The following is a 24,360-nucleotide window of genomic DNA, read 5'->3' on the forward strand; positions in this document are numbered from 1 at the left end:
TGACGGGCTCCCTCCCAGAAACGGGAGGGTTGACCTGAAAATTGCACTCCGTAGGTTCCGATACTTCGGCGTGGCATAGGGATATTGAGGCGCTTAAGCGCCGAGGGAGAGAGACAATGACCGAAGTCTATATCTATGACCATGTGCGCACCCCGCGTGGCCGTGGCAAGAAGGACGGTTCGCTGCACGAAGTGCCGTCCGTCCGTCTGGCAGCCAAGACACTGGAAGCCATTCGGGACCGAAACGGCCTGGACACTGCCAATGTTGACGACATCATCATGGGTTGCGTCGATCCGGTCATGGATGCTGGCGCCGTTATCCCGAAGGCTGCCGCATTCGAAGCCGGTTACTCGACCAAGGCTCCCGGCATGCAGATCTCGCGCTTTTGCGCGTCCGGTCTCGATGCTGTGAACTTTGCCGCCGGGAAGGTGGCCGCAGGCTCGGATGACATCGTGATCGCCGGTGGCGTTGAAAGCATGTCGCGCGTTGGTATGGGCATGTCCGGCGGTAGCTGGTATATGGACCCCTCCGTCAATTTTCCCGGCTATTTCATGCCGCAGGGCGTATCTGCCGATCTGATCGCCACCAAATACGGCTTCTCCCGCGATGACGTGGATGCCTATGCGGTGGAAAGCCAGAAGCGCGCCGCGCACGCCTGGGAGCAGGGCTATTTCAAGAATTCCGTCATCCCCGTGAAGGATCAGAACGGCCTTATCATTCTGGATCGTGACGAGCACATGCGTCCCGGCACCGATATGCAGGCGCTGGCTTCGCTGAACGCATCCTTCCAGATGCCCGGTGAAATGGGTGGCTTCGAGGCGGTTGGTCTGCAGGCCCACCCCGAAGTCGAGCGGATCAATTACGTTCATCATGCGGGCAACTCTTCCGGTATCGTCGATGGCGCCGCCGCCGTTCTCGTCGGCTCGAAGGCTGGTGGCCAGACGATGGGCTTGAAGCCGCGCGCGCGTATCCGTGCCTTCGCAAATATCGGTTCCGATCCGGCCCTCATGCTGACCGGTCCGGTCGATGTGACCGAGAAGCTTCTGAAAAAGACCGGCATGTCGATTTCCGATATCGACCTGTTCGAGCTGAACGAAGCCTTTGCCGCTGTTGTGCTGCGTTATCTTCAAGCTTTCGAGATCGATAACGCCAAGATGAACGTCAATGGCGGTGCGATCGCCATGGGTCATCCGCTGGGCGCGACTGGTGCGATGATCCTCGGCACGGTTCTGGATGAGCTGGAAAGACGCGATCTGAATACCGCGCTGGTCACCCTCTGCATCGGTGCAGGCATGGGTACGGCAACGGTGATCGAGAGGGTTTGATGGGTTCTAACCCTCCCCACAAGGGGGAGGGGCTTAACCCCGTCAGATCGCACCGGCTACGGAGCGGCGGCGATATCGGCACGAATTTCAGGGAAGAGGAATCCCAACATGAGCACCTACAAGAATTTCACGATCGAAACCGATTCAGATGGCATTGCCCTCGTCACCTGGGACATGCTGGACAAGAGCATGAACGTCTTCACCGAAGAGGTGATGAACGAAATTGATGCCATCGTCGATCAGGTGGTTACCGATGCCGCAGTCAAGGGCGTTGTCTTCACGTCCGGCAAGTCGACCTTCTCAGGCGGCGCGGATCTCACCATGATCCGCAGCATGTTCAGCCTGCTTCAGGAGGAACAGGCAAAGAACCCGGACACGGCGATGCAGAAGCTGTTCGACGTTGCAGGCCGCATGAACTGGCTGTGGCGCAAGATCGAAACCTGCGGAAAACCATGGGTCTCGGCCATCAATGGCGTCTGCATGGGTGGTGCACTCGAACTGTCTCTGGCCTGCCATGGCCGCGTGGTGTCCAACGCCAAGTCGGTCAAGCTCGCACTGCCGGAAGTCAAGGTCGGCATCTTCCCCGGTGCCGGTGGCACGCAGCGCGTTGCGCGTCTTGCCAACACGCAGGATGCGCTTCAGATGATGACGACCGGCCAGACTTTGACGCCTGCCCGCGCCAAGGCCATGAACCTCGTGCATCAGGTGGTAGAGCCCGATCAGCTGATTCCGGCGGCCAAGCAGATGATCAAGGATGGCCTGAAGCCGGTTGCCCCTTGGGATGAAAAGGGCTTCAAGGTTCCCGGCGGTGGCATCTGGACGCCTGCCGCAGCCCAGCTCTGGCCCGCTGCTCCGGCGATCCTGCGTCGCGAAACTGCGGGCAACTATCCGGGTGCTCTCGCCATCCTGAAGTGCGTTTATGAAGGCCTTCAGGTTCCCTTCGACACGGGCCTGAAGATCGAACAGCGCTATTTCACGCAGGTGCTGCGCTCGACTGAAGCCTTCTCGATGATCCGCTCGCTGTTCATTTCCATGCAGGAACTGGGCAAGGGTGCCCGTCGTCCGGCAGGCGTGGAAAAGAAGAAGCTCGAAAAGATCGGCGTCGTCGGCGCTGGCTTCATGGGCGCTTCCATCGCCTATGTGTCGGCTGCGGCTGGTATTGCCGTCTCGCTGATCGACCGCGATGACGAGGCAGCAGCCAAGGGCAAGGCCGTTTCAGAAAAGCTGGTGGCCGATAGCGTCGCCAAGGGCCGTATGTCGAAGGAAGACGGCGAAAAGCTGCTCTCCCTCATTACGCCAACGGCTGATTATTCCACGCTGTCGGATGTCTCGCTTGTCGTAGAGGCGGTGTTCGAAGATCGTCAGGTCAAGAAGGATGTGATCGAGAAGGTTGAGGCCGTGCTGCCGGAAACGGCAATCTTCGCCTCGAATACGTCGACACTGCCGATCACGGGTCTGGCGAAGAATTCGAAGCGTCCGAAGCAGTTCATCGGCGTCCACTTCTTCTCGCCGGTCGAAAAGATGATGCTGACGGAAGTCATCGTCGGGGAAGAAACCGGTGACGAGGCGCTTGCTGTTGCTCTGGATTACGTATCGCAGATCAAGAAGACGCCCATCGTTGTCAACGATACGCGTGGCTTCTACGTCAACCGCTGCGTCTTCCGCTACATCAACGAAGCCTATGACATGCTGATCGAGGGTGTTCCAGCAACGATGATCGAAAACGCCGCCAAGATGGCTGGCATGCCGGTTGGCCCGCTGTCTCTCAACGACGAAGTGGCTGTCGATCTTAGTCAGAAGATCATGAAGGCTTCGATTGCAGATCTGGGCGAAGCCTCGGTGAAGCCGGAGCATATGGCGCTGGTCAACAAACTAGTGGATGAACTGGATCGTCGCGGTCGCAAAAATGGCAAAGGCTTTTACGAATATCCTGCCAAGCCTGCGAAGAAGTTCCTTTGGCCGGGCCTCAAGGATCTCTACAGCCAAAAGCACGCATCCGAAGTGGATGTAAATGTGCTGAAGCAGCGCCTGCTGGTAACCATCGCGCTTGAAGCCGCGCGCACGGTGGAAGAGGGAATTGTCACGGATCCGCGTGAGGCCGATGTCGGCTCCATTCTCGGCTTCGGATTTGCCCCCTATACCGGCGGTACCCTGTCCTATATCGACGGTATGGGCGTGAAGACTTTCGTTGCTCTCTGCGAGAAGCTTGCCGCTCAATATGGCGATCACTTCAAGCCAACGCCGTTGCTGCTCGATATGGCCGCCAAGGGCGAGACCTTCTACACCCGCTTCAACCCTTATGGCACCGAACAAAAGGCTGCGTAATACTGACAATAGCCGTCTTGCGAATAGGCCCCCTCGTGGGGCCTATTTTTTTGCCAAGGTTATAGTTACGTCGAATAACTCGTTCGAGATTAAAATTGATACTTAATCGCAAACAGCGTTTCTATGGATATTTATTGATCTTGAAGAAATTGTTCATCTTGCTGACAGCATCGATGTTATAGCAATAAGACGAACGAGCATCATCGGCACCAAGAGGTGCTCGTCCCCGCCAGTTATATTTCCACGAAGGAACCATCCCGTGAAGAAGCTTTTCGCTGCTGCCGCTGTGGCCGCTTTGTTGTTCCCTGCTGTTTCGTTCGCCGAGACGCTCGCTTTCCCAAGCGATAAGCCGGTTGCCAGCATTACCATTCCTGATAACTGGAACCCGGAAGAAACAGACACCGGTATCCAGGCAACCTCTTCGGACGAAGCAATCTATCTCGCAATCGACGTAGCGGACGCGGCAGATGCAGGCAAGTTGGTCGATGAGGCCATCAAGTTCCTGGACAAGAACGGCGTCAAGGTCGATGAATCCACCCAGAAGCAGTCCGAAGACACCATCAACGGCATGAAGATGATGAACTTCGATTGGTCTGGCAAGGACAAGGATGGTCCGGTCAACATCGGTCTGTCCGTTCTCGCGCCGTCTGCAAACAAGGTTCTTCTTATCACCTACTGGGGCACCAAGGGCGAGCAGGAAAAGCATGCGCAGGATCTGATCGGTATCATTTCTTCGCTGAAGCCAGCCAAGTAATCGACGATCGAGCTCGTATAGAAGTTTGGCCCCTCTGCCTCACGGCGGAGGGGTTTTGTTTGTGAGGCCGCTTACGCCCATTTTAAAAATCAGATAGATGACTTAGAGCGGAATTCGATCTTGGATCAATTCTGTTGGCCCAAACCGGTTCGTTCCGCAAGGAGATGTGAGCGTGTCCTGTGGGCGGCATGTATTTTCGCCATGACCTTCGGTTTTCGCCTTGGACGTATATTCAGATATACCCGTCGGCAAAATCCTGGATCCTGACGAAAATCCATTGCAGCAGAATGATTCAATCAGGTTGAACTCCGCTCTGGGGTGACAGCAGGAAGCGTAAATGAGTAATCTTGCCGACGAGCAGCATGGATCGAACCCATCGCCCTCTCCTGTAACGGACGACCCCAATCGACGATTTGCTGCCAGGGATGGTCGCCTTGTTCGGTTGCTCTCACGCTTGCCTGCATTTCGATCGACCGTGAAAAAGCCCGAACCGACCGAGGTGGGGGTTGCCTTCCTGGCGTCTCTTACTATTGAGGCGCTGGCCATCTGGGCTCGTTTCGCCGTCGATCCCTATCTGCCTGCGGGATTTCCGTACCTTACTTTTTTTCCCGCGGTGATCCTGACGGGATTCGTCTTCGGGATGCGACCAGCAATCCTGAACGCGTGTATTTCAGCCATAGTTGCCTGGTACTGGTTCATTCCGCCTGCTCAAAGCTTCGATCTGAATGCTCAGTCGTTCACAGCCCTGGCATTTTTCTTTTTCGTTATTGCTATAGATCTCGGCCTCCTGATGCTTCTGCTTTCGGCCTATGCTGAACAGCAGCGAGCCAAGGAGGATCTGACCCGGCACCTGCAGATGCAGCAGTTGATTTCCGATGAAGTTGATCATCGGCTCAAGAACCTGCTCGCCACAACGAGTGGCCTCATCACTCTTTCGCAACGCTATGCCGCCACTCCGCAGGAACTTGGGACCCAGTTACGGAACCGGATACAGGCAATGGGTCACTCGATCTCATTGCTGCGCGGTTCTTTGTCCGGTGAGGCAACATCGATGCGAGATACGATTCTGTCTGCCTTGGAGCCGCTTGGTCTGACATCCGGCGATCGACTATCCCTGGAGGGACCAACCCTTAAGCTCAATGCCTCTTCCATTATCTCGCTAAGCCTCATCCTGCATGAACTAGGCACGAACGCTTTTAAATATGGCGCGCTTGCGCAGGACCGAGGATCGATCAAAGTCAGATGGGAATTCTGCGGTGCTCCTGACGAGGCAGATCGTGACGAGAGTTGGTTGCAACTGATATGGGAAGAGCACGGTGCCATCGGCGTTGAGGCTCCCACCCGTAGCGGCTTCGGCACGGATCTGGTACGAAGGCTCGCCACGGGTTTTGGTGCACCCTGTTCCTTCGAGTATCGATCCGACGGTCTGCGAGCGGTTTTTCCGATGCGCCGAAATTCGACGCTGGTTTCATAACAGGAAAAGGCGGCTTTCACCGCCTTAACGTATTTTCTGACTTTGAGAGGTTATCAGGCTTTTTTGCCCGCCGTAACTTTTACCGGCTCCGCAGAAATGCCCATCGGAAGCCATTTGTCCCGCTCGCGCCAAAGAGCCGGTATGGCCAGAAGCCCGATGCATGAGAATGCGATCGCTGTTTTCGTCAATTCAGACAGTTCTGGTGTGCGGCCGTCGAAATAGTAGACAGAATATACGATTCCCACGTGCCAGACGTAGACATAGAGCGAGTGACGGCCGAGTAGCTGCAGGAACTTTAACGACAGAACCCAGATTATACCATTCGCGATACGGCGCACCCAAAGTGTCGGATGCTTAGGGCCAGCGATGATCATCCATGTCATAAGAGTGGCAGCAGCGATAAAGTTAATCAGATAGACCGGGCCGAAATCGGCGCGGATCTCCATCGTCGCGAACTTTGCCACAAGATCGCCCGGCATCAACCCATGCGCCGTCATGATGCGAAGCGGCAGGAAGAAGGCGCAGATCAGCACGCAGATCGTTGGGATGAACGTATTCTTCGGCGAGAATATACCGGACCAGTTGATTTTGTTGAGAGACGTCATGGCGCCCAGAACGAGACCCGAATAGAAAACGATTTGCCAGCCGAACAGGTTGAAAGACGCACGAATACCCTGCTCGTCAGGGCGCATGAAAAACTCGTTGATAGGGGCCGTCAACAGCTTTTGCAGGCCCAGTTGGCCAGCCATCCATAAGATCAGCGAACCGGCCATTACATGCGCCCACTTGCCGTCGATCACGAGCTTCACCAGAACCGGCGCAAACAGCATGTAAATGATATATTGCGGCAGAATATCCATGAAGGTGGGCTGGAACACGAAGGTGGCGATCGCTGCAAGGCGTAGCGGGTCGTCGAATGTCGTGTAGCCGAGCCAATTATACCAGACATAGTAGGCACCGGGCAGAAACATTTGTGCTGCCAGCACGCAGAGTACGATTCCCATCGCATACCAATAGAGCTCGAAAGCGCGTGAATAGATCGCTTGCCGTCCGGCTGCATAACCATTCTTGGCCATCTTGCGTACATAGACCATGCCGATCAGAAGACCAGACAGAAAGACGAAGCCTTGCGCGTCTTCCACGAAGGCTAGCTGGTTGTGGTTGATGTTCACCAGCCAATAGCCGCCAGCGAATACGAGGTGATTGAGCAGCATGAAGACGAGGAAATATCCCCGCATTCCATCGATGAGATCGTAGCGTTTCATCGTTCGCATTCTCCTTGGGCAATACGATCACATGCGCGATCGGTCCGATAGGCCTCGTCGGGTTGGATGATGAGGCTCTTAACGCACACTCGGCGGAGCGGTTCCCCGGCACGGCGTCTATTGTGATTTGGAGATTGTCACAAGTGTGTCATAAAACGTGATTGAATGTCGCGTTCACTCTGCTGCAGCTCTGCGCAAGCCTGCGATCTGTGTGATATAGGCGCGAAGGGCAGCGGGTTTTACGGGCTTGTGCTGCAGGCCGAGACCATATTTTTCAGCCTCTCCACGGACTTCCGGCGTCCTGTCCGCAGTGATAACCAGTCCTGGAACGGCAGCTCCCACAAGCTTCCGCAGGGCGAGGATCGCATCGATTCCTGTTTCCTCATCGAGATGATAATCCGCAATCACGATATCGGGAGGCGACGTTCTATCCAGATAAAGTACGTCCAGATCCGAAGCGCTTTTGGCGGTCAGCACCGTACAACCCCAACCGGATAGCAGCAGCTGCATTCCCTCAAGGATGCGAGGTTCGTTGTCGATGCAGATTACGCGCAGACCAGATAGCGGTTGGGCCGCGACCCGCGACGCTGTGTCTTTACGGGTCTTTGCCATGGCCATCAGTTCGCGCGGCATCCGGACACGGAAGATTGTGCCGCGCCCAGGTGTCGATGCCAGCTCAACCGGATGTGACAGCACACGAGAAATTCGATCCACGATGGAAAGCCCAAGACCAAGGCCAGTCGCTGTTCTTGCACCTTCGTCTAACCGTGTGAACTCCTTGAAAACGGTCTTGAATTTTGACGAGGGAATGCCGATACCGGAATCGACGACATCGATGACGACCTCGTTTCCGCGCCGACGGGCCCCCACCAGGACCTTGCCGCTGACAGTGTATTTGATGGCATTGGAAACGAGGTTCTGGACGAGGCGCCGCAAAAGGTTTGGATCGGTTCGTACCGAGAGGCTTGTCGGCAAGACCTTGAACTTCAGGTTCTTCTCGTGCGCGATCGGCGCGAAATCCGTTTCGATTTTCTGGAAAAGCTCGCCAAGAGCAACCGTCGCCATTCGCGGTTTCATGGCACCCGTATCCAGTCTCGAGATGTCGAGGACAGCGCCAAGAATACTTTCGACGGACTCCAGCGCGGAGTCGATGTTTCGAACCATCTGACTGTTTTCCGAATCGCCCAGTCTCTCGACGAGCGAGGAGGAGTAAAGACGCGCAGCATTTAGTGGCTGTAGAATGTCGTGGCCAGCCGCTGCAAAGAAGCGCGTTTTGCCGAGATTGGCTTCGTCGGCGGCTGCTCTGGCCTCGGCCAGCGCGCGGTTTACGCGTGTAAGTTCTGCAGTACGCTCCTCGACGCGCTGCTCCAGCGTTTCATTTGCCTGCTTTAGGGCCTGTGCTGCGGCAACCCGTTCCGTCATATCTGTGAAGGTTGCGACTATTCCGTGGTCGGGCATCGTGTTCGAGCGCACTTCGATAATGCGCTCTCCGCCTCGCAGGACCAGCGAGAACGGCATGTCGAGCGTCTTGATCCGTGCAATCACCGTATCGACATCGCTGCCGACGATATGGCCACGCTCCGCCAGAATATCGATGATATCGCGCAGAGGATATCCCACCTGTCCCACCTGTTCCGGCAGGTCCAGCAGAATCCGGAAGCGGCGATTCCAGATGGCAAGCTTGTCGGAACTGTCGAAGACGGCAACCCCTTGATCCATCTGCGAGAGCGCAGTCTGAAGAATATCCTGATTGTATTGCAGCGCTTCGGACGCCTGATCCAGCAGCCATGCCGTATCGGCATTGGCATCCTCCGCCTTCTGCATCAGAATGGAAAGCACCAGTCTTGCGGAAGAGGAGCCGATCGCGCTTCCCAGAAGCTGCTCCGAAAAATGGATCAAGGCCATATCGGCAGCCGTGTCGTCCGATAGCTTGCGCCCAAGCGTATTTTCGTAATTGGCAAATGAGCGCCGCATACGCTCGTTACCCAGATAGCGCGCAATAGCAGCCTTCAGGTCTCCCACGCTGACGCGTGTCTTCCAGCCCCGTGTCGCGAATTGCGAGCGGGACTGACGCTTGACAAAGATGCCCGCCTGGATCCGCTCGACGGGTCTTGGATTGCGCGACAAGGAACCGACGACAAAGGCAAGACAGTTGATCAGCAGGCTGAGTACGACGCCATTGACCAGCGGATCGGAATGCGCGCCGGAGAAAAGGTTGGTGCCAGGGACAAGAAAATTGAGGATGGTGGCCGCAAGCTGCGAGTTGTCCGTTCCTCCTAGGCTCGGCAGGAACAGGAGGTAGGCCCAGGCCAGGAAGCCCAGTGACATTCCAACGATCGCACCCCGTGCATTTGCTCGTCGCCAGAACAGGCCGCCAAGCAGGGAAGGCGCAATCTGTGCCGTAGCGGCAAAGGCCAGCAGACCGATGGAAGCCAGACCCGTCTCGCTGTCTCCCGCGCGATAATAGGCATAACCCAGTAGAAGGACGGCGAAGATAGCGGTCCGGCGAATACGCAACAGCGGTTTGGCGAAATCTGCCCGATCATCGCTTGAAAGCATGAGCTTTCGCCGCAGGAAGATCGGCATGACGATATCGTTGGAGATCATGATCGATAGCGCGACCGATTCCACGATTACCATGGCAGTTGCGGCGCTGAAGCCTCCGATGAAGGCAATCAGCGTAATCACCGGCAGATGGTTTGAGAGCGGCAATTGCAGGACATAAAGGTCCATATTGCCCATGCCGCCGAAAGTAATGAGACCGCCGATGGCCACAGGCAGAACGAAGATATTGATCGCGATCAGATAGAGCGGCAGCAGCCAGCTGGCGCGCCGCATTTCACCAGCGGTACGGTTTTCGACCACAGTGACATGGAACTGCCGCGGCAGCATGATGATGGCGAAGGCGGAAAGTCCAATCAGGAGAAGCCAGCGCGACAGCGGCGTCTCATACTGGAGCGCCGCTTCCACCAGCATGCTTTCGGACGCCTTGTGCCAAAGATCCAACGGCCCATCGAAGATCAGGAAAATCACCGCCAGACCGATAGTCAGGAATGCAATGAGTTTCACCACGGATTCCATGGCGACAGCCAAGATCAAGCCGTCTTGATGTTCCGTCGCATCGGTATGGCGTGTGCCGAACATCACCGCGAAAATGGCCATCAAAAGCGTTACGACAAGCGCCAAGTCAATGAAATGGAGATTGCCGCTGCCAAGGCCGAAGGCGGAAGGATCCACCATGGCGGCAACCGAGCTCGACACCGCCTTGAGCTGAAGGGCGATGTAGGGAATTGCCCCAATCAGCGAGATGATGGCGACAAGAAGTGCGACTCCGGAATTCTTCCCGTAACGTGCGGCGATGAAGTCCGCGACCGATGTCAACTTCTCCGCTTTAGCCAGTTCAACGATACGGCGAATGAGTGGCATCAGAAGCGTAAAGGCGATGATGGGGCCGATATAGATGCCGGTGAATTCGAGGCCCTTCTGTGCTGCCAGTCCAACGCCGCCGAAATAGGTCCAGGATGTGCAATAGACAGCGAGACTCAACGCGTAGACCGCGGGCCGTCCGCCGGTCCGGGCACCCAAGCGCCTGCTCCTGCGGTCACCGTAACTGGCTACGGCGAACAGCAGGAGAATATAGCCGCATGCGGACAGAACGATGATCCAGCCGGGCAGCATTGCACCTCCGCCTTGGCATGACGCCAACCTCTTGAGCGACGATACTAGGCCAAAAGAGACGGCTTGGAAATGAATGCGACCTTGGCAAAAAGTACTAGACCGGAGATTCTCATCGTCCATTGCACCTTCCCAAGGCACAAGTCGTCGCTATAGTAGAAACAGCGCATGTCATTGAAAACTGAGGGGAACAGTCATGTCTATGGTTAGCGAATTCCGATCTTTCATCGCCAAGGGCAATGTTGTGGATCTTGCCGTCGGTATTATCATCGGCGGTGCCTTTACCGGCATCGTCAATTCGCTGGTCAATGATGTCGTCATGCCCGTCGTGGGCGTGGTCATCGGAGGCATCGATTTCTCCGATTATTTCTTCGCCCTGAGCTCGACCGTTACGGCGCCGACCCTTGAGGCCGCGAAGGCGCAGGGGCCGGTCTTTGCCTACGGCAAGTTCCTGACCGTGATCATCAACTTCCTCATTCTGGCTTGGATCATCTTCCTGATGGTCAAGGGCGTGAACCGCATCCGTGCAGCGGAGGAAAAGAAGCCGGCGGACGCGATCCCGGCGCCGCCACCAGCCGATGTGCAACTGCTGACCGAGATCCGCGATCTCCTCAAGACCCGCGCCTGATCGCGATCCATCAAATCAATCGAATGTTCGTACACTGAAACGAATGGGATTTTGCTCGCGCTTTCCTTTATGAACATGCAACCGTTTGGAGATCGATTGCATGACCTTGAAGGAAAGCCTGAGCGCCCGTGCGCTCGCCGCGCCGCAAAGCGGTATCGTTGAACTGGTGAACTATGCACGAGGACGTCAGGGCCTTATCCCGCTCTGGGCAGGTGAAGGCGATCTGCCAAGCCCCGATTTCATCAATCGTGCCACCAAAGACGCGCTGGACGCCGGGGAAACCTTCTACACCTGGCAGCGTGGCCTGCCGGAACTGCGCCAGGCTCTCTCGCGCTACTACCAGCGTCATTTTGGCGTTGAGCGGCCCTTCGAACATTTCTTCGCCACCAGTTCAGGCATGCACGCCATCAACCTGTGCGTCCAGGCCGTTGCCTCGCCAGGCGATGAGATCGTCTATCTGACGCCGAGCTGGCCGAACATCGTGGCCGCTGTTGGCATTTCAGGGGCTAAGCCGGTGCCGGTCGAGGTGGACTATGTCAACGGTGGCTGGTCGCTGGACGTGACAAAGATCGAAAAGGCAATCACGTCGCGCACGAGGGCGCTCTTCATCAATACACCGTCTAATCCGACGGGCTGGACCGCAACGCAGGAGGATCTGCAGGAAATTCTAGCGCTTGCCCGGAAGCATGGGCTCTGGATCATCGCGGATGAGATCTACGCCCTTTATTACTACCATGGTCCTCGCGCGCCGTCCTTCATGGATATCCAAGAGCCTGACGATCGCATTCTCTACGCCAATTCCTTTTCCAAGAACTGGTCGATGACCGGCTGGCGTGTCGGCTGGATCGTTGCACCGCCTGAAATCGGTCAGGTATTCGAAAATCTGATCCAGTATTCCAGCTCAGGGCTGACACCGTTCATGCAACGCGGAGCCATTGCAGCGCTGGAAGAGGGGGATGATTTCGTGCGCTCGAACATCGAACGCGCCTGCACGTCGCGGGATATCCTGTGCGACGCGCTGATCGCAACAAACCGCGTGCAGACCCGCAAACCCGATGGTGCACTGTATGCTTTTTTGAAGATCGACGGCATCGACGACCCTCGTGCCGCAGCCTTCGACATCGTGGACAAGACGCTTGTGGGGCTTGCGCCGGGAACCGCCTTTGGTCCTGGGGGAGGTGCGTTTTTACGCGCCTGCTTCCTGCGAGATCCAAGGCAGATTACCGAGGCAGCGGGACGTCTGGCGGAGTATATCGCCAAGCTCTGAGTGCCTTCATGGCGCAGTTGGATAAAATTGTAGCAAAACTATAGACGTTTCGTTTTCTACAGCCAGAACAATACCTTATCGTCAAGCTCCGCGGTAAGGTCTCCTGAAGCGGAACATGTTTCCATGCTGCCAGAACAAAATTGGCAGGAGCATCGGACATGGCTGTTCTGGTGACAGGTGGAGCGGGCTACATTGGTAGCCATATGGTTTGGGCATTGCTGGATGCTGGCGAAGAGGTTGTCGTTCTCGATCGCCTGTCCAGCGGTTTCCGCTGGGCGGTGCCGGATGCGGCGCGCTTTTATTTCGGGGATGTCGGTGACCGCGAAACCCTGAAACGGGTCTTTGCCGAAAACAGCATCGATGCGATCCTGCATTTTGCGGGCTCCATCGTTGTACCTCAGTCTGTCGCCCATCCGCTTGAATATTACGAGAACAACACCTCGAAGACAGGCGTTCTGGCTGCTGCGGCCATCGAGGCTGGCATCAAGCACTTTGTCTTTTCATCTACGGCAGCTGTCTATGGCGATGAGGCTGGCGAGGGGTTGGTGCGGGAAACAAATCCCACCGTGCCGAAGAACCCCTACGGGCAATCGAAGCTGATGTCGGAGATGATGTTGCGGGATGCAGCGCGCGCGCATGATTTCCGCTATGTAGTGCTTCGTTATTTCAACGTCGCCGGAGCCGATCCGAAGGGACGTACGGGTCTCTCGACGGAAGGGGCAACGCATCTCATCAAGTTGGCGTGTGAAGCGGCCCTTGGTCGGCGGTCTTCCATTGATGTTTACGGGACCGACTATTCGACGCCGGATGGTACGGGTGTTCGTGACTACATCCACGTCAGCGATCTTGTGGAGGCGCATCTCAATGCCTTGTCCTACCTGCGGCGTGGCGGAGATCCAATTACAGCCAATTGCGGATATGGCGCAGGCTATTCAGTTTTGCAGGTCATCGAATCGGTGAAGCGTGTACATGGAACCGATTTTCCGGTTCGCTTTTGTCCTCGCCGCCCGGGAGATTCGGCTGCGGTGATCGCGGATTCCACGCTCGCCCGGCGTTTGCTCGGTTGGAAGCCGAAACTCAATTCGCTGGACCGTATTGTCATGACTGCACTCGAATGGGAATCCAATCTCTGGGCAAAACGAGAGGGCGATCTTGCGGCGATCCACCGCAAGCTTGTGGCAAACTTTTGATGTGGAGCCGAAATTCGGCTCAGGCCACCATGCCCCAATCGTCATCTCCTGCGTCGAACATTCGCTCCAAGTTGAGGAAGCAGATCATGCCACTGTCATGGGCGATCAGCCCATCGGAAAAGGCGCCGCTGGACCCCGCCGCAGCCGGAACCGGCTGAAGGCGGCTAGATGGGATCGTCATGATGTCCGACACGCGGTCGACCAGCAGACCGACAGTCATGCCCTTGATATCGGCAACAACGATGGCGCTACGTTCATTGACCTCGGTATTGTGCATGCCGAGCTTGACGGCCAAATCGACGATCGGGATGACCGTGCCGCGAAGGTTCATCACGCCGATGACTTCGTAAGGCGAATGGGGAAGCGGCGTCACCGGCGCCCAGCCGCGAATCTCGCGGATAGAGGTGGTGCGCACGCAAAATTCTTGTGAGTGTAGACGAAACGCAATGATTTCGAGCACTTCTTCGCCGCTCATCTGTACCGTATTCATGACGTCAACCCCTTGGAATGATGCATGACCGATCCGGACTTGTCCCCGCTGCAGGCTCAACCTCAACCTGTCTAGGTCCCAACCGAATCAAATCGCGTATTCCACGGATTATTGCTTGAGAACCTTGATGCTTTGCTAATTTCTGAAAGGGGAAAACAGCGAAGGATTAACCATTCAAGGCACCGAAGATCACATGAACAACGTTGCGTGCAATAAATGGTGCTGCAGAGGAGGATTGAACTCCCGACCTCTCCCTTACCAAGGGAGTGCTCTACCACTGAGCTACTGCAGCAGGAGCGCGTCGATGGGTTGCCGCGCTGCAAGTGAGCGGCCTATTGCCATAGCTTGGCCGGCAGTGCAAGCCGCAACTTCTACAAATTTGCCAAAACTCATCAAAACCTGTTCCTCTTCAGCAATCCCTCGCGATCGGCTATGGAACTCTGCATGAGCGACAATAACGAATCGGACCCTTCAATCGTGCAGCGCCGCCAGCCTACCGAGGCGGAGTTGCGGCGTGCGCGTGCAGCCCAGAAGCTGCGCGAAAATCTGCAACGTCGCAAACAGCAGGCCCGCGCTCGGCGCGATGGAGAGGCTGACCTGACAGATGGACTGCCTGCCGCAAAACTGCAGCAATCAGACGATTGATTGCGGCGGGCTGTGCCAGGACGAGCGAAGAATTGAAGGATTTCTCGATTTCGTTTATGCACGCCCCACTTCTATGACTGGATATTCATCCAGCCGGACCGGATCAGGAGAGTGGCCTGAGCCGCGGCCTGCAAGCAAGATGATTTGGTTTGGATTGGCGGTATGGCCCAAAAGGCGGCTATAGCCAAACCCCGCAACAGGAAAGGCGGACCTCGCTGTCCGTAAAGATTGAATGGATCGCATCAGAATTTCGGGTGGCAATCGGCTGCGTGGAATCATTCCCATTTCGGGCGCTAAGAATGCGGCTCTGCCGTTGATGATCGCATCGTTGCTCACAAGCGATACGCTGACGCTCGAAAACGTGCCGCATCTGGCCGATGTCGAGGGATTAATGCGCATTCTTGGTAATCATGGTGTCGATATTGCCGTAAACGGTCGCCGCGAGCGGCAGGAGGATGGCTATTCCCGCACCATCCACTTCACTTGCCGCACAATTGCAGATACCACGGCACCTTACGAACTCGTGTCGAAGATGCGCGCCAGCTTCTGGGTCATAGGGCCGCTTCTTGCGCGTGAAGGCAAGGCTCGCGTTTCGTTGCCGGGTGGCTGCGCTATCGGAACGCGCCCCGTCGATCTCTTCCTCGAAGGCTTGCAGGCACTTGGCGCCAACATCGAAATCGACGGTGGCTATGTCAATGCGACAGCGCCGTCCGGTGGGCTCGTCGGTGCAAAGTACACCTTCCCCAAGGTCTCTGTCGGCGCAACCCACGTCATGATGATGGCGGCGACCCTGGCCAAGGGAACGACGATTATCGATAATGCTGCGCGTGAGCCAGAGGTTGAGGATCTTGCGAACTGCCTCAATGCCATGGGGGCAAGAATTACCGGCGCAGGCACCCGGACCATCACGGTCGAAGGTGTGACGAACCTCTCCGGCGCCCGTCACCGCGTGCTGCCCGACCGCATCGAAACCGGAACCTACGCCATGGCCGTTGCCATGACGGGCGGTGATGTGACGCTTGAAGGCACCAGCGCCGCCTTGCTGGAGAATGCGCTGGATGTTCTGCGCCAGACGGGGGCTGAAATCACGGCAACTGAAACAGGCCTGCGCGTGGTACGAAATGGCCACGGCATTCACCCCGTCGATATCGTGACCGAACCTTTCCCCGGCTTCCCGACGGATCTGCAAGCGCAGTTCATGGCGCTGATGACGCGCTCCAGCGGCGTTTCCCACATTACGGAAACGATTTTCGAAAATCGTTTCATGCATGTGCAGGAACTGGCACGTCTGGGGGCCCGTATTTCGCTCTCCGGTCAGATGGCGCGCGTAGAAGGCGTTCAGCGCCTGAAGGGCGCTCCGGTCATGGCAACGGATCTGCGCGCTTCCGTCTCGCTTGTCATCGCGGGTCTGGCAGCCGAAGGTGAAACCATCGTCAACCGCGTCTATCATCTGGACCGCGGCTTCGAGCGGTTGGAAGAGAAACTCACCCGCTGCGGCGCGGTCGTGGAGCGCGTCAGCGAGTGACAGCTTGCAGCGGTGACGGGTTGTTTCCTGTCGCCGCTCATCCTATCTCCAGAGCCAGATGAACAAGCCGGTTTCGGCGCGATGAAGAGGCTCTCAATGGCAGAGATAACAGAACTGAAACTGCTTGCGCTGGATGATGAAGATTTGCAAATCATCTCGGCCCATATGCAGGATAGCGTGTTCAAGGCATCGGATCTCGAATGGCACGGAAAGCGCGGCCATTTCTCTCTGGTGGTGAACCGCTTTGTGTGGGAAAAGGCGGCACGGGCGAGCGAAGGTTACGAGCGGCGCAAGGCTGCCCTGAGCTTCAAGCGCGTGCAAGCGGTGCGCACTTTGGGTATTGATCGGCGGGACGACCAGGCTGTCTACTCCCTTCTGGCGATACGGTTCTCTCGAAAGGATGAGGGGCCGGATGGCACGATCGAGTTGACCTTGGCGGGTGGCTCTGCGATCAGCCTGGATGTGGAATGTATTGAGGCGCAACTGGCAGATACCGGTGGCGTCTGGGGAACGGAAAACCGGCCGAAGCACGACGCCTGACGGCAGCCTCGCCATTTTCGTTCTGAATGATAGAGGGATGAAACGGTGGCAATCTGGCTGGATCAGACGGCAGGGGACTTTGAAGCGCGGTTCGCGGCATTCTTGACGACGAAGCGCGAAGTTTCGGAAGATGTGAATGCGACCGTGCGCGCGATTGTGGATGATGTCCGCATTCGTGGCGATGAGGCCCTGATCGACTATTCCACCCGCTTTGATCGCGTCGATCTGAAGCAGGTCGGCTTGCGGGTAACGGACGCGGAGATTGAAGCCGCTTTCGCTGCAGTCGATGATACCGTCATCGAGGCTCTGAAACTTGCCGCCCATCGGATCGAGAAACATCACGCCCGCCAGATGCCGAAGGACGACATCTACGAGGATGCTCTCGGCGTTGGGCTGGGGTCGCGCTGGACCGCCATCGAAGCGGTAGGTCTCTACGTTCCAGGTGGTACGGCAAGCTATCCGAGTTCGGTTCTCATGAATGCGGTTCCCGCGCGCGTGGCCGGTGTCGAGCGTGTCGTCATGGTCTGCCCTGCCTCCGGCGGAGAGATCAATCCTGCCGTTCTGGTGGCCGCCAGGATTGCCGGTGTCTCGGAGATCTATCGCATTGGCGGTGCGCAGGCCGTGGCAGCGCTTGCCTATGGAACGCAATCCATCGCGCCGGTCTACAAGATCGTCGGTCCCGGCAATGCCTATGTCGCTGCGGCAAAGCGGCAGGTCTTCGGCACGGTCGGTATCGATATGATTGCCGGACCTTCGGAGGTTCTGGTGATTGCCGATGGCGAAAACAATCCGGACTGGCTGGCGGCCGATCTTCTGGCCCAGGCAGAGCATGACGCGGGCGCTCAGGCGATTCTCATCACCAATGACAAGTCGCTCGGTCTTGCTGTCGAGCAGGCCGTCGAGCGTCAGTTGAAGACGCTTTCCCGCTCCGAAACAGCGGCCCTGAGCTGGCGCGATTTTGGCGCCATCATTCTCGTGCCGGATCTTCAGGTGGCGCTGCCGCTTGCCAACCGCATCGCTGCTGAACATCTGGAACTAGCTGTGGCCGATCCGGACAGGCTGCTTGCCGGCATCCGCAATGCAGGCGCTATTTTCGTCGGCCGCCACACGCCGGAAGTCATTGGCGACTATGTGGGCGGCTCGAACCATGTTCTGCCGACTGCGCGTTCTGCGCGCTTTTCCTCCGGCCTGTCCGTCCTGGATTTCGTGAAAAGGACCTCCATCCTTCGGCTGGGTCCCGAACAGTTGCGAGAGCTTGGACCGGCCGCCATCACGCTTGCTCAATCAGAGGGGCTTGATGCGCACGCCCGTTCGGTTTCTATTCGCCTGAACCAGGGGTGATGATTGATGGCAAATGGGGACTTTCGGCTGTTCGACGTGGTGCTGGACGACAGCATCGGCCGATCGACGCCGGATGTCGAACATGAACGAGCCGTCGCCATCTTTGACCTGATCGAGGAAAACCGCTTCGAGCCCGTAGGCCATGCTGGCGGGCCCTATCGCCTTCAACTCTCGCTGGTAGATTCCAAACTGGTTTTTTCAATCTCGACTGAAAGCGGGGAGGCGGTTGCCACGCATATCCTTTCGCTGACGCCGCTGCGACGGATCATCAAGGACTACTTCATGATCTGCGAAAGCTATTATGAAGCCATCCGAAGCTCCACGCCGTCACAGATCGAAGCCATCGATATGGGAAGACGGGGCATTCACAACGAAGGCTCTGAAATCCTGCAGGACAGACTGAAGGGTAAGATCCTCTTGGATTTCGACACGTCGCGGCGTCTGTTCACGCTGGTCTGTGTACTCTATTGGCGGGGGTAAGCATGGAGACCACCGCAGGATCGAGCCAACTCATACGTCCAGGCGCCATTCTGTTCATGTGCGGCATGAATGCGATCCGATCTCCCATGGCGGAGGCTATTGCAAAACGTCTCTTGCCTCCCGATATCTATGTCAGATCGGCTGGCGTAAAGGCAGGCGAGGCCGATCCGTTCGTCGATGTCGTTCTGGATGAGATTGGCCTATCGCGGCCCAAACATCCGCCGCAGACGCTGGATGAGCTTGAAGACGATTATTTCGACATCATCGTGACTCTGTCACCGGAAGCCCATCATCGTGCCCTTGAAGCGACACGAGCCCAGGCAATTGATGTTGAATATTGGCAGACGGCGGATCCGACGCTTGAGACCGGCACCCGTGAGCGCATTCTGGATGCCTATCGCGGGGTGCGCGATGAGCTTTTGAAACGGATCGAGGCGCGTTTCGCCCTGCCACTGCTGCAGGGGCACCAGACAATCTGAACGGCATCTGACATAAGATCTTACAAGCTGCGAGATTCGCCTACCTTCGAGGTTCACAAACGTGCGGCGAACGTGTAGTTTCCGCGCAATTTTAAAGCTGCGGCCAAACTGTGGCTGCACATCCAGGACAACACAGGAAGAAAAGCTCTCCATGGCGAAAGAAGAAGTTCTCGAATTTCCGGGCATCGTAACCGAATTGCTGCCGAACGCGACATTCCGCGTGAAGCTGGAAAACGAGCATGAGATCATCGCGCATACGGCAGGTCGTATGCGCAAGAACCGTATCCGCGTTCTGGCCGGTGACAAGGTGCTGGTGGAAATGACCCCCTACGACCTGACCAAGGGTCGCATCACCTATCGCTTCAAGTAAAGAGCGAACCTCTGGGTCTCTACCCGGAAGGCTAGTCCGAGGATCTCCATGCCGCTGGATCAAAAGTTCATTCTCGCCTCGGGTTCTCCCAGGCGCCTTGATCTTCTCAACCAGGTGGGGATCAAGCCATCCCGGCTGATGCCGATGGATATTGATGAGACGCCCAAGAAGTCGGAGCATCCGCGTTCGCTTGCTCGCCGCCTGTCGCTGGAAAAAGCGGAGGCGGCATTTGCAGCCGTGAAGGATGATCTGGCCTGGCGGCAAAGCTATATCCTATCAGCCGATACGGTCGTGGCTGTTGGCCGCCGCATTCTCGGCAAGACAGAATACATGGATGAGGCTTCTGCGGCTCTCCATCTTCTCTCTGGCCGCGGGCACTGGGTTTACACAGGCATTTGCCTGGTGACGCCCGGTGGCCAGTTCCGGCAAAAGGTTGTCGAGACGAAGGTGCGCTTCAAGCGGTTGTCGACCCGTGAAATTGAAGCCTACCTCGCGTCCGATCAGTGGCGCGGCAAGGCTGGAGCCTATGCCATCCAGGGCATAGCCGGCAGTTTTGTCCAGAAACTCGTCGGTTCCTATACGAATGTCGTTGGCTTGCCGCTTTACGAAACAGCCTTGCTGCTGAATGGCGAAGGCTATGAACTGGCTGGATTGTGGCCGGAGAACTGAAATGACCGATACCTCGAAAATGACAGGCGCAAAGGTTGAGCCCTTGCGCAAGGCGCGCCCTTGTCCGGAATGCGGCAAGCCATCGGTTCGCGATCATTACCCCTTCTGCTCGGACCGCTGCCGCACGCTCGACCTCTCGCGTTGGCTGAACGGTTCCTATGCCATTCCTGTGGCCGATGATGAAGCAAAGGCGGATGGTGAAGAGCGCTGACTGCGAGAAGTTGCGGCAGAATTACCCAGTGAAATCAATTTCTTGAACTGGCGAAGGACTATTTTTCACAGAAGGTTCAAAAAAGTTGGCAAAGCCGCTTGCCATGTCCGAACAAGATGTTATAACCCCGCTCGCTCCCGGGGGAAACGCCCGGAGGCTTCAAGAGAAGCCTGAAGGTTTGTAAAAAAACCAAGATGCCCGGATAGCTCAGTTGGTAGAGCAGCGGATTGAAAATCCGCGTGTCGGTGGTTCAAATCCGCCTCCGGGCACCATTTTTTCATCATTTGGATAGATGGTTGGCTAGTGGTCGCTTTTATTTTGCGCGGCTAACTGCATGTTGATGACCTGCAGATACTCTCCGGGCAAGTGTACCGTCCCAGAGTGAAGTCATGGCAAGTAGAGGCTCCTACAGCGATTTTTTTGCGGCTCTGCGCGCGCGGGAATCCGGCGGCGACTATTCCGTCGTCAACCGTTTTGGATATGCAGGTGCTTATCAATTCGGCGAGGCCGCGCTGATCGACCTGGGTTACGCGCCCCGCGATTCAAACGTCTATGATAACGTCTACAGCAAAGGTTTCCTCGGTAAGAACGGCATCGACTCGCTCACCGAGTTTCTGCGCAGTCCTGCAGAGCAGGATAAGGCGGCAGGTGCCTGGTTCACGCTGCTTTGGAGCCGTGTGCGCTATTTTGATCTAGAGTTCTACGCCGGTCAGACGTTGAACGGTATTGCGCTGACCAAAACCGGGATGATTGCCGCAACCCATCTTCTGGGCACGCAGAAGCTTATCGATTTCGTTAAGTCCGGGGGCGTTGTTACCTCCAGCGATGCAAACGGGACGACACTGGTGGATTATCTTCGACAGTTCGCCGGATACGACACGCCGGATAGCTTCGTCGATAACCTCGACAAGGCGAACCGCTTTGTTGCCGGTAGTGGCAATGACGTCTTCAATGGTGGAGCAGGCGTCGATACGACCGTTTATGCACTGAAACGTGCTGATGTGTCTCTTGTTCAGGATGGCGGCGCATGGATGCTGAGCGCCAGCGGCACCGGGCGTGACCAGTTGATCGCCGTTGAGCGTCTATCCTTCACAGATGGCACTCTTGCGCTGGATGCGGAAGGCAATGCCGGACAGGCCTATCGGCTTTATCAGGCGGCCTTTGATCGAAAGCCGGATATGACTGGTCTAGGTTATTGGATCCAACTGCTGGACGGCGGCAAGACCTTGAAGGATGCGGCGGTGGGCTTTCTGATATCGGCCGAGTTTGCGTCGGTCTATGGCAGCACCGTTTCCAACAATGATTACATCGCCAAGCTCTACCAGAATGTTTTGCATCGGGCAGGCGAAGCGGCTGGCATGGCCTATTGGGTTGGTCAGTTGCAAGCCGGTACGACCAAGGCGTCCGTTCTGGCGGATTTCTCCGAGAGCGTCGAAAACGTTGCCAATGTCAGCGCAGATATCAAAGACGGAATCTGGTACGTGTAGCCGATGCCCGTCGCGCTTCGTTGTTCTGCCGGATCTGGCATGATAGGTAGCGGATATATTCGGCGGTTGGAGAATGCAGGTGGACGATGAACGGGGAAAAGTGGAGATTTATCCACCCGGTCACGTGGAGCCGCTGCCTGACGAGGAAACGCCCGCGCAGCAACGAAAGCGACGGCTTTCCAACATAGGACTGTTCCTGTTGACGATTGCCGCTTTGGCAAGCGAAGTCGTACCGTTCGTTCTGGCAATCTGGCTGTGGCAGTAACACCGACAGATTTGCAAGATGTGACGCCGGCCAGAGTATCGGCTTCAGAGTACCGGCTTCAGATAATCCAGAATTCCGTTCGCCGCCGCTTTGCCCGTCGCCAGGCAGGCCGTGAGCAGATAACCGCCTGTCGGAGCCTCCCAGTCGATCATCTCGCCAGCGGCAAACAGGCCAGGCTGTTTCGTCAGCATGAAATTCTCGTCCAGCTCCGCCCAGGAAATTCCGCCTGCCGAAGAGATCGCCTCTTCAATCGGGCGCGGGCGAACAAGCGGAATATGCAGGCTTTTGATCTGCCGGGACAGCGACGCAGCGCTGGAGAAGGCATCGGTGGACGCACACTCTCTCAACAGAGCGATCTTTACCGGAGACAGTCCTGCCGCCTTTCTGAGCCGGTTTGAAAGGCTCTGCGTCGTCGGCTGCCTCTCCAGGGCTGTGGTCAGTTGCGCCTCGCTACGGCCAGGTGCGAGATCCACAACGATTGCCGCGCGATCGATGGACAAGAAATCGTCCCGCAGAGCCTGAGCATGGGCGTAGACAAGGCTTCCTTCCACGCCATGGCGGGAAATCACGAATTCACCCTGCGTCGTGCCTGCACGGGATGTGATGCTGACGGATTTGAGTGGCTCTCCCGCGAACTTGGCCAGGAAGAAATCGGAGAACGCCACGTCGAAACCGCAATTGGCCGGGCGCAGTTTCGAAATTTCAACGCCCAGAGAGGCAAGCATGGGCACCCAGGCGGCATCCGATCCAAGCCTGGGCCAGCTTGCCCCGCCCATGGCAAGAAGCATTGTGCGGCCGGATGTTCGCACTTCACCGCTGGGCGTATCGAAGACTGCAGTCCGCCCCTCAAGTGATATCAATCTATGCCGGCTGTGGAAGCGAACGCCCTGCATCTGCAAGCGTGCGAGCCACGATCTGAGCAAGGGGGAAGCTTTCATCGCGACCGGAAAGACCCGGCCCGAGCTTCCCACGAAAGTCTTCGTTCCTAGGCCGTCGCACCATGCTCTCAGATCTGTCGGCGTCAGTGCGTCGAGTGCAGCGGAAAGGCGTTCAGTTGATGTTCCGAAGCGGCGCCTGAAGACGGTGTAGTCCTCGGAATGCGTGATGTTGAGACCGGATTTTCCTGCCAGCAGAAATTTGCGCGCAAACGTAGGCATGGAATCGTAGACCGAAACAGTGATGCCACGGAGGCTGAGTACCTCCGCGGCCATGAGGCCTGCCGGGCCACCGCCTACGATGATGACGTCGCTTTGCCGCGCAGTTTCTGACATTCTCATCCTGGAGGGGAGCCGTATAGCTTCCCGCTTTCAAGGTTGGTCAGGCAAGCCACTGCTGGATGTAGGGCCAGACTTCGACGCTGCCATGATAGATCATGTTTGCCGTGACATAGACAATGACGGCAAGGCCAAGATAGGCGATCCAGCGATAGCGGTGGAGAATGCGCGCGACCAGATTTGCCGCCAGGCCCATGAGAGCAATGGAAACCACCAGGCCGATGATCAGAACAGTTGTGTGGTCCTGGGCCGCGCCTGCAACGGCAAGCACGTTGTCCAGCGACATGGAAACATCGGCGATAACGATCTGGGTCGCTGCCTGCGCGAACGTCTTGTCGACCTTCGTCTTCTCGGCATCCGCATCCGTCATTGCGTCTTCGGCATTGTGATCGGCAGAGCGTAGCTCAACCCACATTTTCCAGCAGACCCAGGCGAGCAGCAGCCCACCCAGCAGTTGAAGACCAACGATTCCCAGCAGGTAGGCCGTGATGGTTGCGAAGCCGATACGCAGCACGGTTGCCGCGATGATGCCGACCAGAATGGCCTTGTTGCGCTGGTGGGTCGGAAGTCCAGCAGCAGCCAGCCCGATGACGATAGCATTGTCGCCCGCAAGCACCAGATCGATCGCAATGACCTGGAATAAGGCAGCCAGGCCAGCGGCGGTAAAGATTTCCATGACGC

Annotated in this window: 23 protein-coding genes and 2 tRNA genes; 19 read left to right on the forward strand and 6 right to left on the reverse strand. The window is 56.9% G+C overall.

Features of this window, described 5'->3' with window-relative positions; genetic code table 11:
* The first annotated feature begins 116 nt into the window (after positions 1-116).
* From MUU53_RS00345 to MUU53_RS00360, 4 genes are all read left to right on the forward strand, one after another.
* Positions 117-1,325, forward strand: coding sequence for an acetyl-CoA C-acetyltransferase (locus MUU53_RS00345; RefSeq protein ID WP_247259081.1), 1,209 nt, complete (start codon positions 117-119; stop codon positions 1,323-1,325).
* A 108-nt stretch (positions 1,326-1,433) separates the two neighbouring features.
* Positions 1,434-3,650, forward strand: coding sequence for a 3-hydroxyacyl-CoA dehydrogenase NAD-binding domain-containing protein (locus MUU53_RS00350; protein ID WP_247259082.1), 2,217 nt, complete (start codon positions 1,434-1,436; stop codon positions 3,648-3,650).
* 259 nt (positions 3,651-3,909) lie between these two features.
* Entirely contained in the window at positions 3,910-4,404 is a 495-nt protein-coding gene (locus tag MUU53_RS00355) for a histidine kinase (RefSeq protein WP_247259083.1), read from the forward strand.
* A 337-nt stretch (positions 4,405-4,741) separates the two neighbouring features.
* Positions 4,742-5,878: a sensor histidine kinase gene (locus tag MUU53_RS00360; protein WP_247259084.1), complete on the forward strand. Its 1,137-nt coding sequence runs from the start codon at positions 4,742-4,744 to the stop codon at positions 5,876-5,878.
* 53 nt (positions 5,879-5,931) lie between these two features.
* On the opposite strand, the gene MUU53_RS00365 is transcribed toward MUU53_RS00360, so the two are convergent.
* Both MUU53_RS00365 and MUU53_RS00370 read right to left on the reverse strand, forming a co-directional pair.
* Positions 5,932-7,143 carry an OpgC family protein gene (locus MUU53_RS00365; protein WP_247259085.1) on the reverse strand — a complete coding sequence of 404 codons (1,212 nt, stop codon included), beginning with the start codon at positions 7,141-7,143 and terminating at the stop codon, positions 5,932-5,934.
* A gap of 174 nt (positions 7,144-7,317) precedes the next feature.
* A complete protein-coding gene (locus MUU53_RS00370; RefSeq protein WP_247259086.1) occupies positions 7,318-10,821 on the reverse strand; it encodes a PAS domain-containing hybrid sensor histidine kinase/response regulator in 3,504 nt (1,167 codons plus the stop codon).
* 199 nt (positions 10,822-11,020) lie between these two features.
* Here MUU53_RS00370 and mscL point away from each other — a divergent pair, with 199 nt between their 5' ends.
* The 3 genes from mscL (at position 11,021) to galE (ending at position 13,903) form a co-directional block, all read left to right on the forward strand.
* The gene (gene mscL / locus MUU53_RS00375; protein WP_247259240.1) at positions 11,021-11,446 is read left to right on the forward strand and encodes a large conductance mechanosensitive channel protein MscL; all 426 of its coding nucleotides are present in this window, start codon (positions 11,021-11,023) and stop codon (positions 11,444-11,446) included.
* A 100-nt stretch (positions 11,447-11,546) separates the two neighbouring features.
* Positions 11,547-12,713: a pyridoxal phosphate-dependent aminotransferase gene (locus tag MUU53_RS00380; protein ID WP_247259087.1), complete on the forward strand. Its 1,167-nt coding sequence runs from the start codon at positions 11,547-11,549 to the stop codon at positions 12,711-12,713.
* 158 nt (positions 12,714-12,871) lie between these two features.
* Positions 12,872-13,903 (forward strand): UDP-glucose 4-epimerase GalE, encoded by a 1,032-nt coding sequence (gene galE, locus MUU53_RS00385; protein ID WP_247259088.1) that lies wholly within the window; start codon positions 12,872-12,874, stop codon positions 13,901-13,903.
* A gap of 19 nt (positions 13,904-13,922) precedes the next feature.
* Here galE and MUU53_RS00390 read toward each other — a convergent pair whose 3' ends face one another.
* Both MUU53_RS00390 and MUU53_RS00395 read right to left on the reverse strand, forming a co-directional pair.
* Positions 13,923-14,393 carry a chemotaxis protein CheW gene (locus MUU53_RS00390; protein WP_247259089.1) on the reverse strand — a complete coding sequence of 157 codons (471 nt, stop codon included), beginning with the start codon at positions 14,391-14,393 and terminating at the stop codon, positions 13,923-13,925.
* 217 nt (positions 14,394-14,610) lie between these two features.
* Positions 14,611-14,685 (reverse strand) — tRNA-Thr (locus MUU53_RS00395).
* Between the two features lie 152 nt (positions 14,686-14,837).
* Between MUU53_RS00395 and MUU53_RS00400 the strand changes: the two genes are divergently transcribed.
* From MUU53_RS00400 to MUU53_RS00455, 12 genes are all read left to right on the forward strand, one after another.
* Positions 14,838-15,038, forward strand: a complete 201-nt coding sequence (locus MUU53_RS00400; RefSeq protein WP_247259090.1) for a hypothetical protein — start codon at positions 14,838-14,840, stop codon at positions 15,036-15,038.
* 232 nt (positions 15,039-15,270) lie between these two features.
* Entirely contained in the window at positions 15,271-16,563 is a 1,293-nt protein-coding gene (gene murA, locus MUU53_RS00405) for a UDP-N-acetylglucosamine 1-carboxyvinyltransferase (RefSeq protein ID WP_247259091.1), read from the forward strand.
* A gap of 105 nt (positions 16,564-16,668) precedes the next feature.
* On the forward strand, positions 16,669-17,103 hold the full coding sequence (locus MUU53_RS00410; protein ID WP_062555493.1) for a DUF2948 family protein: 435 nt from the start codon (positions 16,669-16,671) through the stop codon (positions 17,101-17,103).
* 45 nt (positions 17,104-17,148) lie between these two features.
* Entirely contained in the window at positions 17,149-18,444 is a 1,296-nt protein-coding gene (hisD, locus tag MUU53_RS00415) for a histidinol dehydrogenase (protein WP_247259092.1), read from the forward strand.
* A 6-nt stretch (positions 18,445-18,450) separates the two neighbouring features.
* Complete coding sequence (locus MUU53_RS00420) at positions 18,451-18,924, forward strand: UPF0262 family protein (protein WP_247259093.1); 474 nt, start codon at positions 18,451-18,453, stop codon at positions 18,922-18,924.
* A gap of 2 nt (positions 18,925-18,926) precedes the next feature.
* Positions 18,927-19,403: an arsenate-mycothiol transferase ArsC gene (locus MUU53_RS00425; RefSeq protein ID WP_247259094.1), complete on the forward strand. Its 477-nt coding sequence runs from the start codon at positions 18,927-18,929 to the stop codon at positions 19,401-19,403.
* A 151-nt stretch (positions 19,404-19,554) separates the two neighbouring features.
* A complete protein-coding gene (infA, locus tag MUU53_RS00430; protein WP_007759621.1) occupies positions 19,555-19,773 on the forward strand; it encodes a translation initiation factor IF-1 in 219 nt (72 codons plus the stop codon).
* Positions 19,774-19,821: 48 nt separating this feature from the next.
* On the forward strand, positions 19,822-20,442 hold the full coding sequence (locus tag MUU53_RS00435; protein ID WP_062555322.1) for a Maf-like protein: 621 nt from the start codon (positions 19,822-19,824) through the stop codon (positions 20,440-20,442).
* Position 20,443: 1 nt separating this feature from the next.
* Complete coding sequence (gene yacG / locus MUU53_RS00440) at positions 20,444-20,653, forward strand: DNA gyrase inhibitor YacG (RefSeq protein WP_247259095.1); 210 nt, start codon at positions 20,444-20,446, stop codon at positions 20,651-20,653.
* 196 nt (positions 20,654-20,849) lie between these two features.
* Positions 20,850-20,925: transfer RNA gene (locus tag MUU53_RS00445), tRNA-Phe, on the forward strand.
* 117 nt (positions 20,926-21,042) lie between these two features.
* Positions 21,043-22,140 (forward strand): DUF4214 domain-containing protein, encoded by a 1,098-nt coding sequence (locus tag MUU53_RS00450; RefSeq protein ID WP_247259096.1) that lies wholly within the window; start codon positions 21,043-21,045, stop codon positions 22,138-22,140.
* A 79-nt stretch (positions 22,141-22,219) separates the two neighbouring features.
* Positions 22,220-22,405 (forward strand): hypothetical protein, encoded by a 186-nt coding sequence (locus tag MUU53_RS00455; protein WP_062555325.1) that lies wholly within the window; start codon positions 22,220-22,222, stop codon positions 22,403-22,405.
* Between the two features lie 44 nt (positions 22,406-22,449).
* On the opposite strand, the gene MUU53_RS00460 is transcribed toward MUU53_RS00455, so the two are convergent.
* Complete coding sequence (locus MUU53_RS00460) at positions 22,450-23,676, reverse strand: TIGR03862 family flavoprotein (protein ID WP_247259097.1); 1,227 nt, start codon at positions 23,674-23,676, stop codon at positions 22,450-22,452.
* 46 nt (positions 23,677-23,722) lie between these two features.
* On the reverse strand, positions 23,723-24,355 hold the full coding sequence (locus MUU53_RS00465) for a TerC family protein (RefSeq protein ID WP_247259098.1): 633 nt from the start codon (positions 24,353-24,355) through the stop codon (positions 23,723-23,725).
* Positions 24,356-24,360 lie beyond the last annotated feature (5 nt).

It is taken from the genome of Affinirhizobium lemnae (genome assembly GCF_022968395.1).
Lineage (GTDB): Bacteria > Pseudomonadota > Alphaproteobacteria > Rhizobiales > Rhizobiaceae > Neorhizobium > Neorhizobium lemnae.

What these genes read in the sequence shown, in the direction of transcription:
- MUU53_RS00345 (WP_247259081.1), top strand. Translation starts at nt 117, where the DNA reads ATGACCGAAGTCTATATCTATGACCATGTGCGCACCCCGCGTGGCCGT.
- yacG (WP_247259095.1), top strand. Translation starts at nt 20,444, where the DNA reads ATGACCGATACCTCGAAAATGACAGGCGCAAAGGTTGAGCCCTTGCGC.
- MUU53_RS00450 (WP_247259096.1), top strand. Translation starts at nt 21,043, where the DNA reads ATGGCAAGTAGAGGCTCCTACAGCGATTTTTTTGCGGCTCTGCGCGCG.
- murA (WP_247259091.1), top strand. Translation starts at nt 15,271, where the DNA reads ATGGATCGCATCAGAATTTCGGGTGGCAATCGGCTGCGTGGAATCATT.
- MUU53_RS00465 (WP_247259098.1), bottom strand. Translation starts at nt 24,355, where the DNA reads ATGGAAATCTTTACCGCCGCTGGCCTGGCTGCCTTATTCCAGGTCATT.
- MUU53_RS00460 (WP_247259097.1), bottom strand. Translation starts at nt 23,676, where the DNA reads ATGTCAGAAACTGCGCGGCAAAGCGACGTCATCATCGTAGGCGGTGGC.
- galE (WP_247259088.1), top strand. Translation starts at nt 12,872, where the DNA reads ATGGCTGTTCTGGTGACAGGTGGAGCGGGCTACATTGGTAGCCATATG.
- MUU53_RS00390 (WP_247259089.1), bottom strand. Translation starts at nt 14,393, where the DNA reads ATGAATACGGTACAGATGAGCGGCGAAGAAGTGCTCGAAATCATTGCG.
- MUU53_RS00360 (WP_247259084.1), top strand. Translation starts at nt 4,742, where the DNA reads ATGAGTAATCTTGCCGACGAGCAGCATGGATCGAACCCATCGCCCTCT.
- MUU53_RS00380 (WP_247259087.1), top strand. Translation starts at nt 11,547, where the DNA reads ATGACCTTGAAGGAAAGCCTGAGCGCCCGTGCGCTCGCCGCGCCGCAA.
- MUU53_RS00350 (WP_247259082.1), top strand. Translation starts at nt 1,434, where the DNA reads ATGAGCACCTACAAGAATTTCACGATCGAAACCGATTCAGATGGCATT.
- infA (WP_007759621.1), top strand. Translation starts at nt 19,555, where the DNA reads ATGGCGAAAGAAGAAGTTCTCGAATTTCCGGGCATCGTAACCGAATTG.
- MUU53_RS00365 (WP_247259085.1), bottom strand. Translation starts at nt 7,143, where the DNA reads ATGAAACGCTACGATCTCATCGATGGAATGCGGGGATATTTCCTCGTC.
- MUU53_RS00370 (WP_247259086.1), bottom strand. Translation starts at nt 10,821, where the DNA reads ATGCTGCCCGGCTGGATCATCGTTCTGTCCGCATGCGGCTATATTCTC.
- MUU53_RS00420 (WP_247259093.1), top strand. Translation starts at nt 18,451, where the DNA reads ATGGCAAATGGGGACTTTCGGCTGTTCGACGTGGTGCTGGACGACAGC.
- MUU53_RS00425 (WP_247259094.1), top strand. Translation starts at nt 18,927, where the DNA reads ATGGAGACCACCGCAGGATCGAGCCAACTCATACGTCCAGGCGCCATT.
- MUU53_RS00435 (WP_062555322.1), top strand. Translation starts at nt 19,822, where the DNA reads ATGCCGCTGGATCAAAAGTTCATTCTCGCCTCGGGTTCTCCCAGGCGC.
- MUU53_RS00400 (WP_247259090.1), top strand. Translation starts at nt 14,838, where the DNA reads ATGAGCGACAATAACGAATCGGACCCTTCAATCGTGCAGCGCCGCCAG.
- mscL (WP_247259240.1), top strand. Translation starts at nt 11,021, where the DNA reads ATGGTTAGCGAATTCCGATCTTTCATCGCCAAGGGCAATGTTGTGGAT.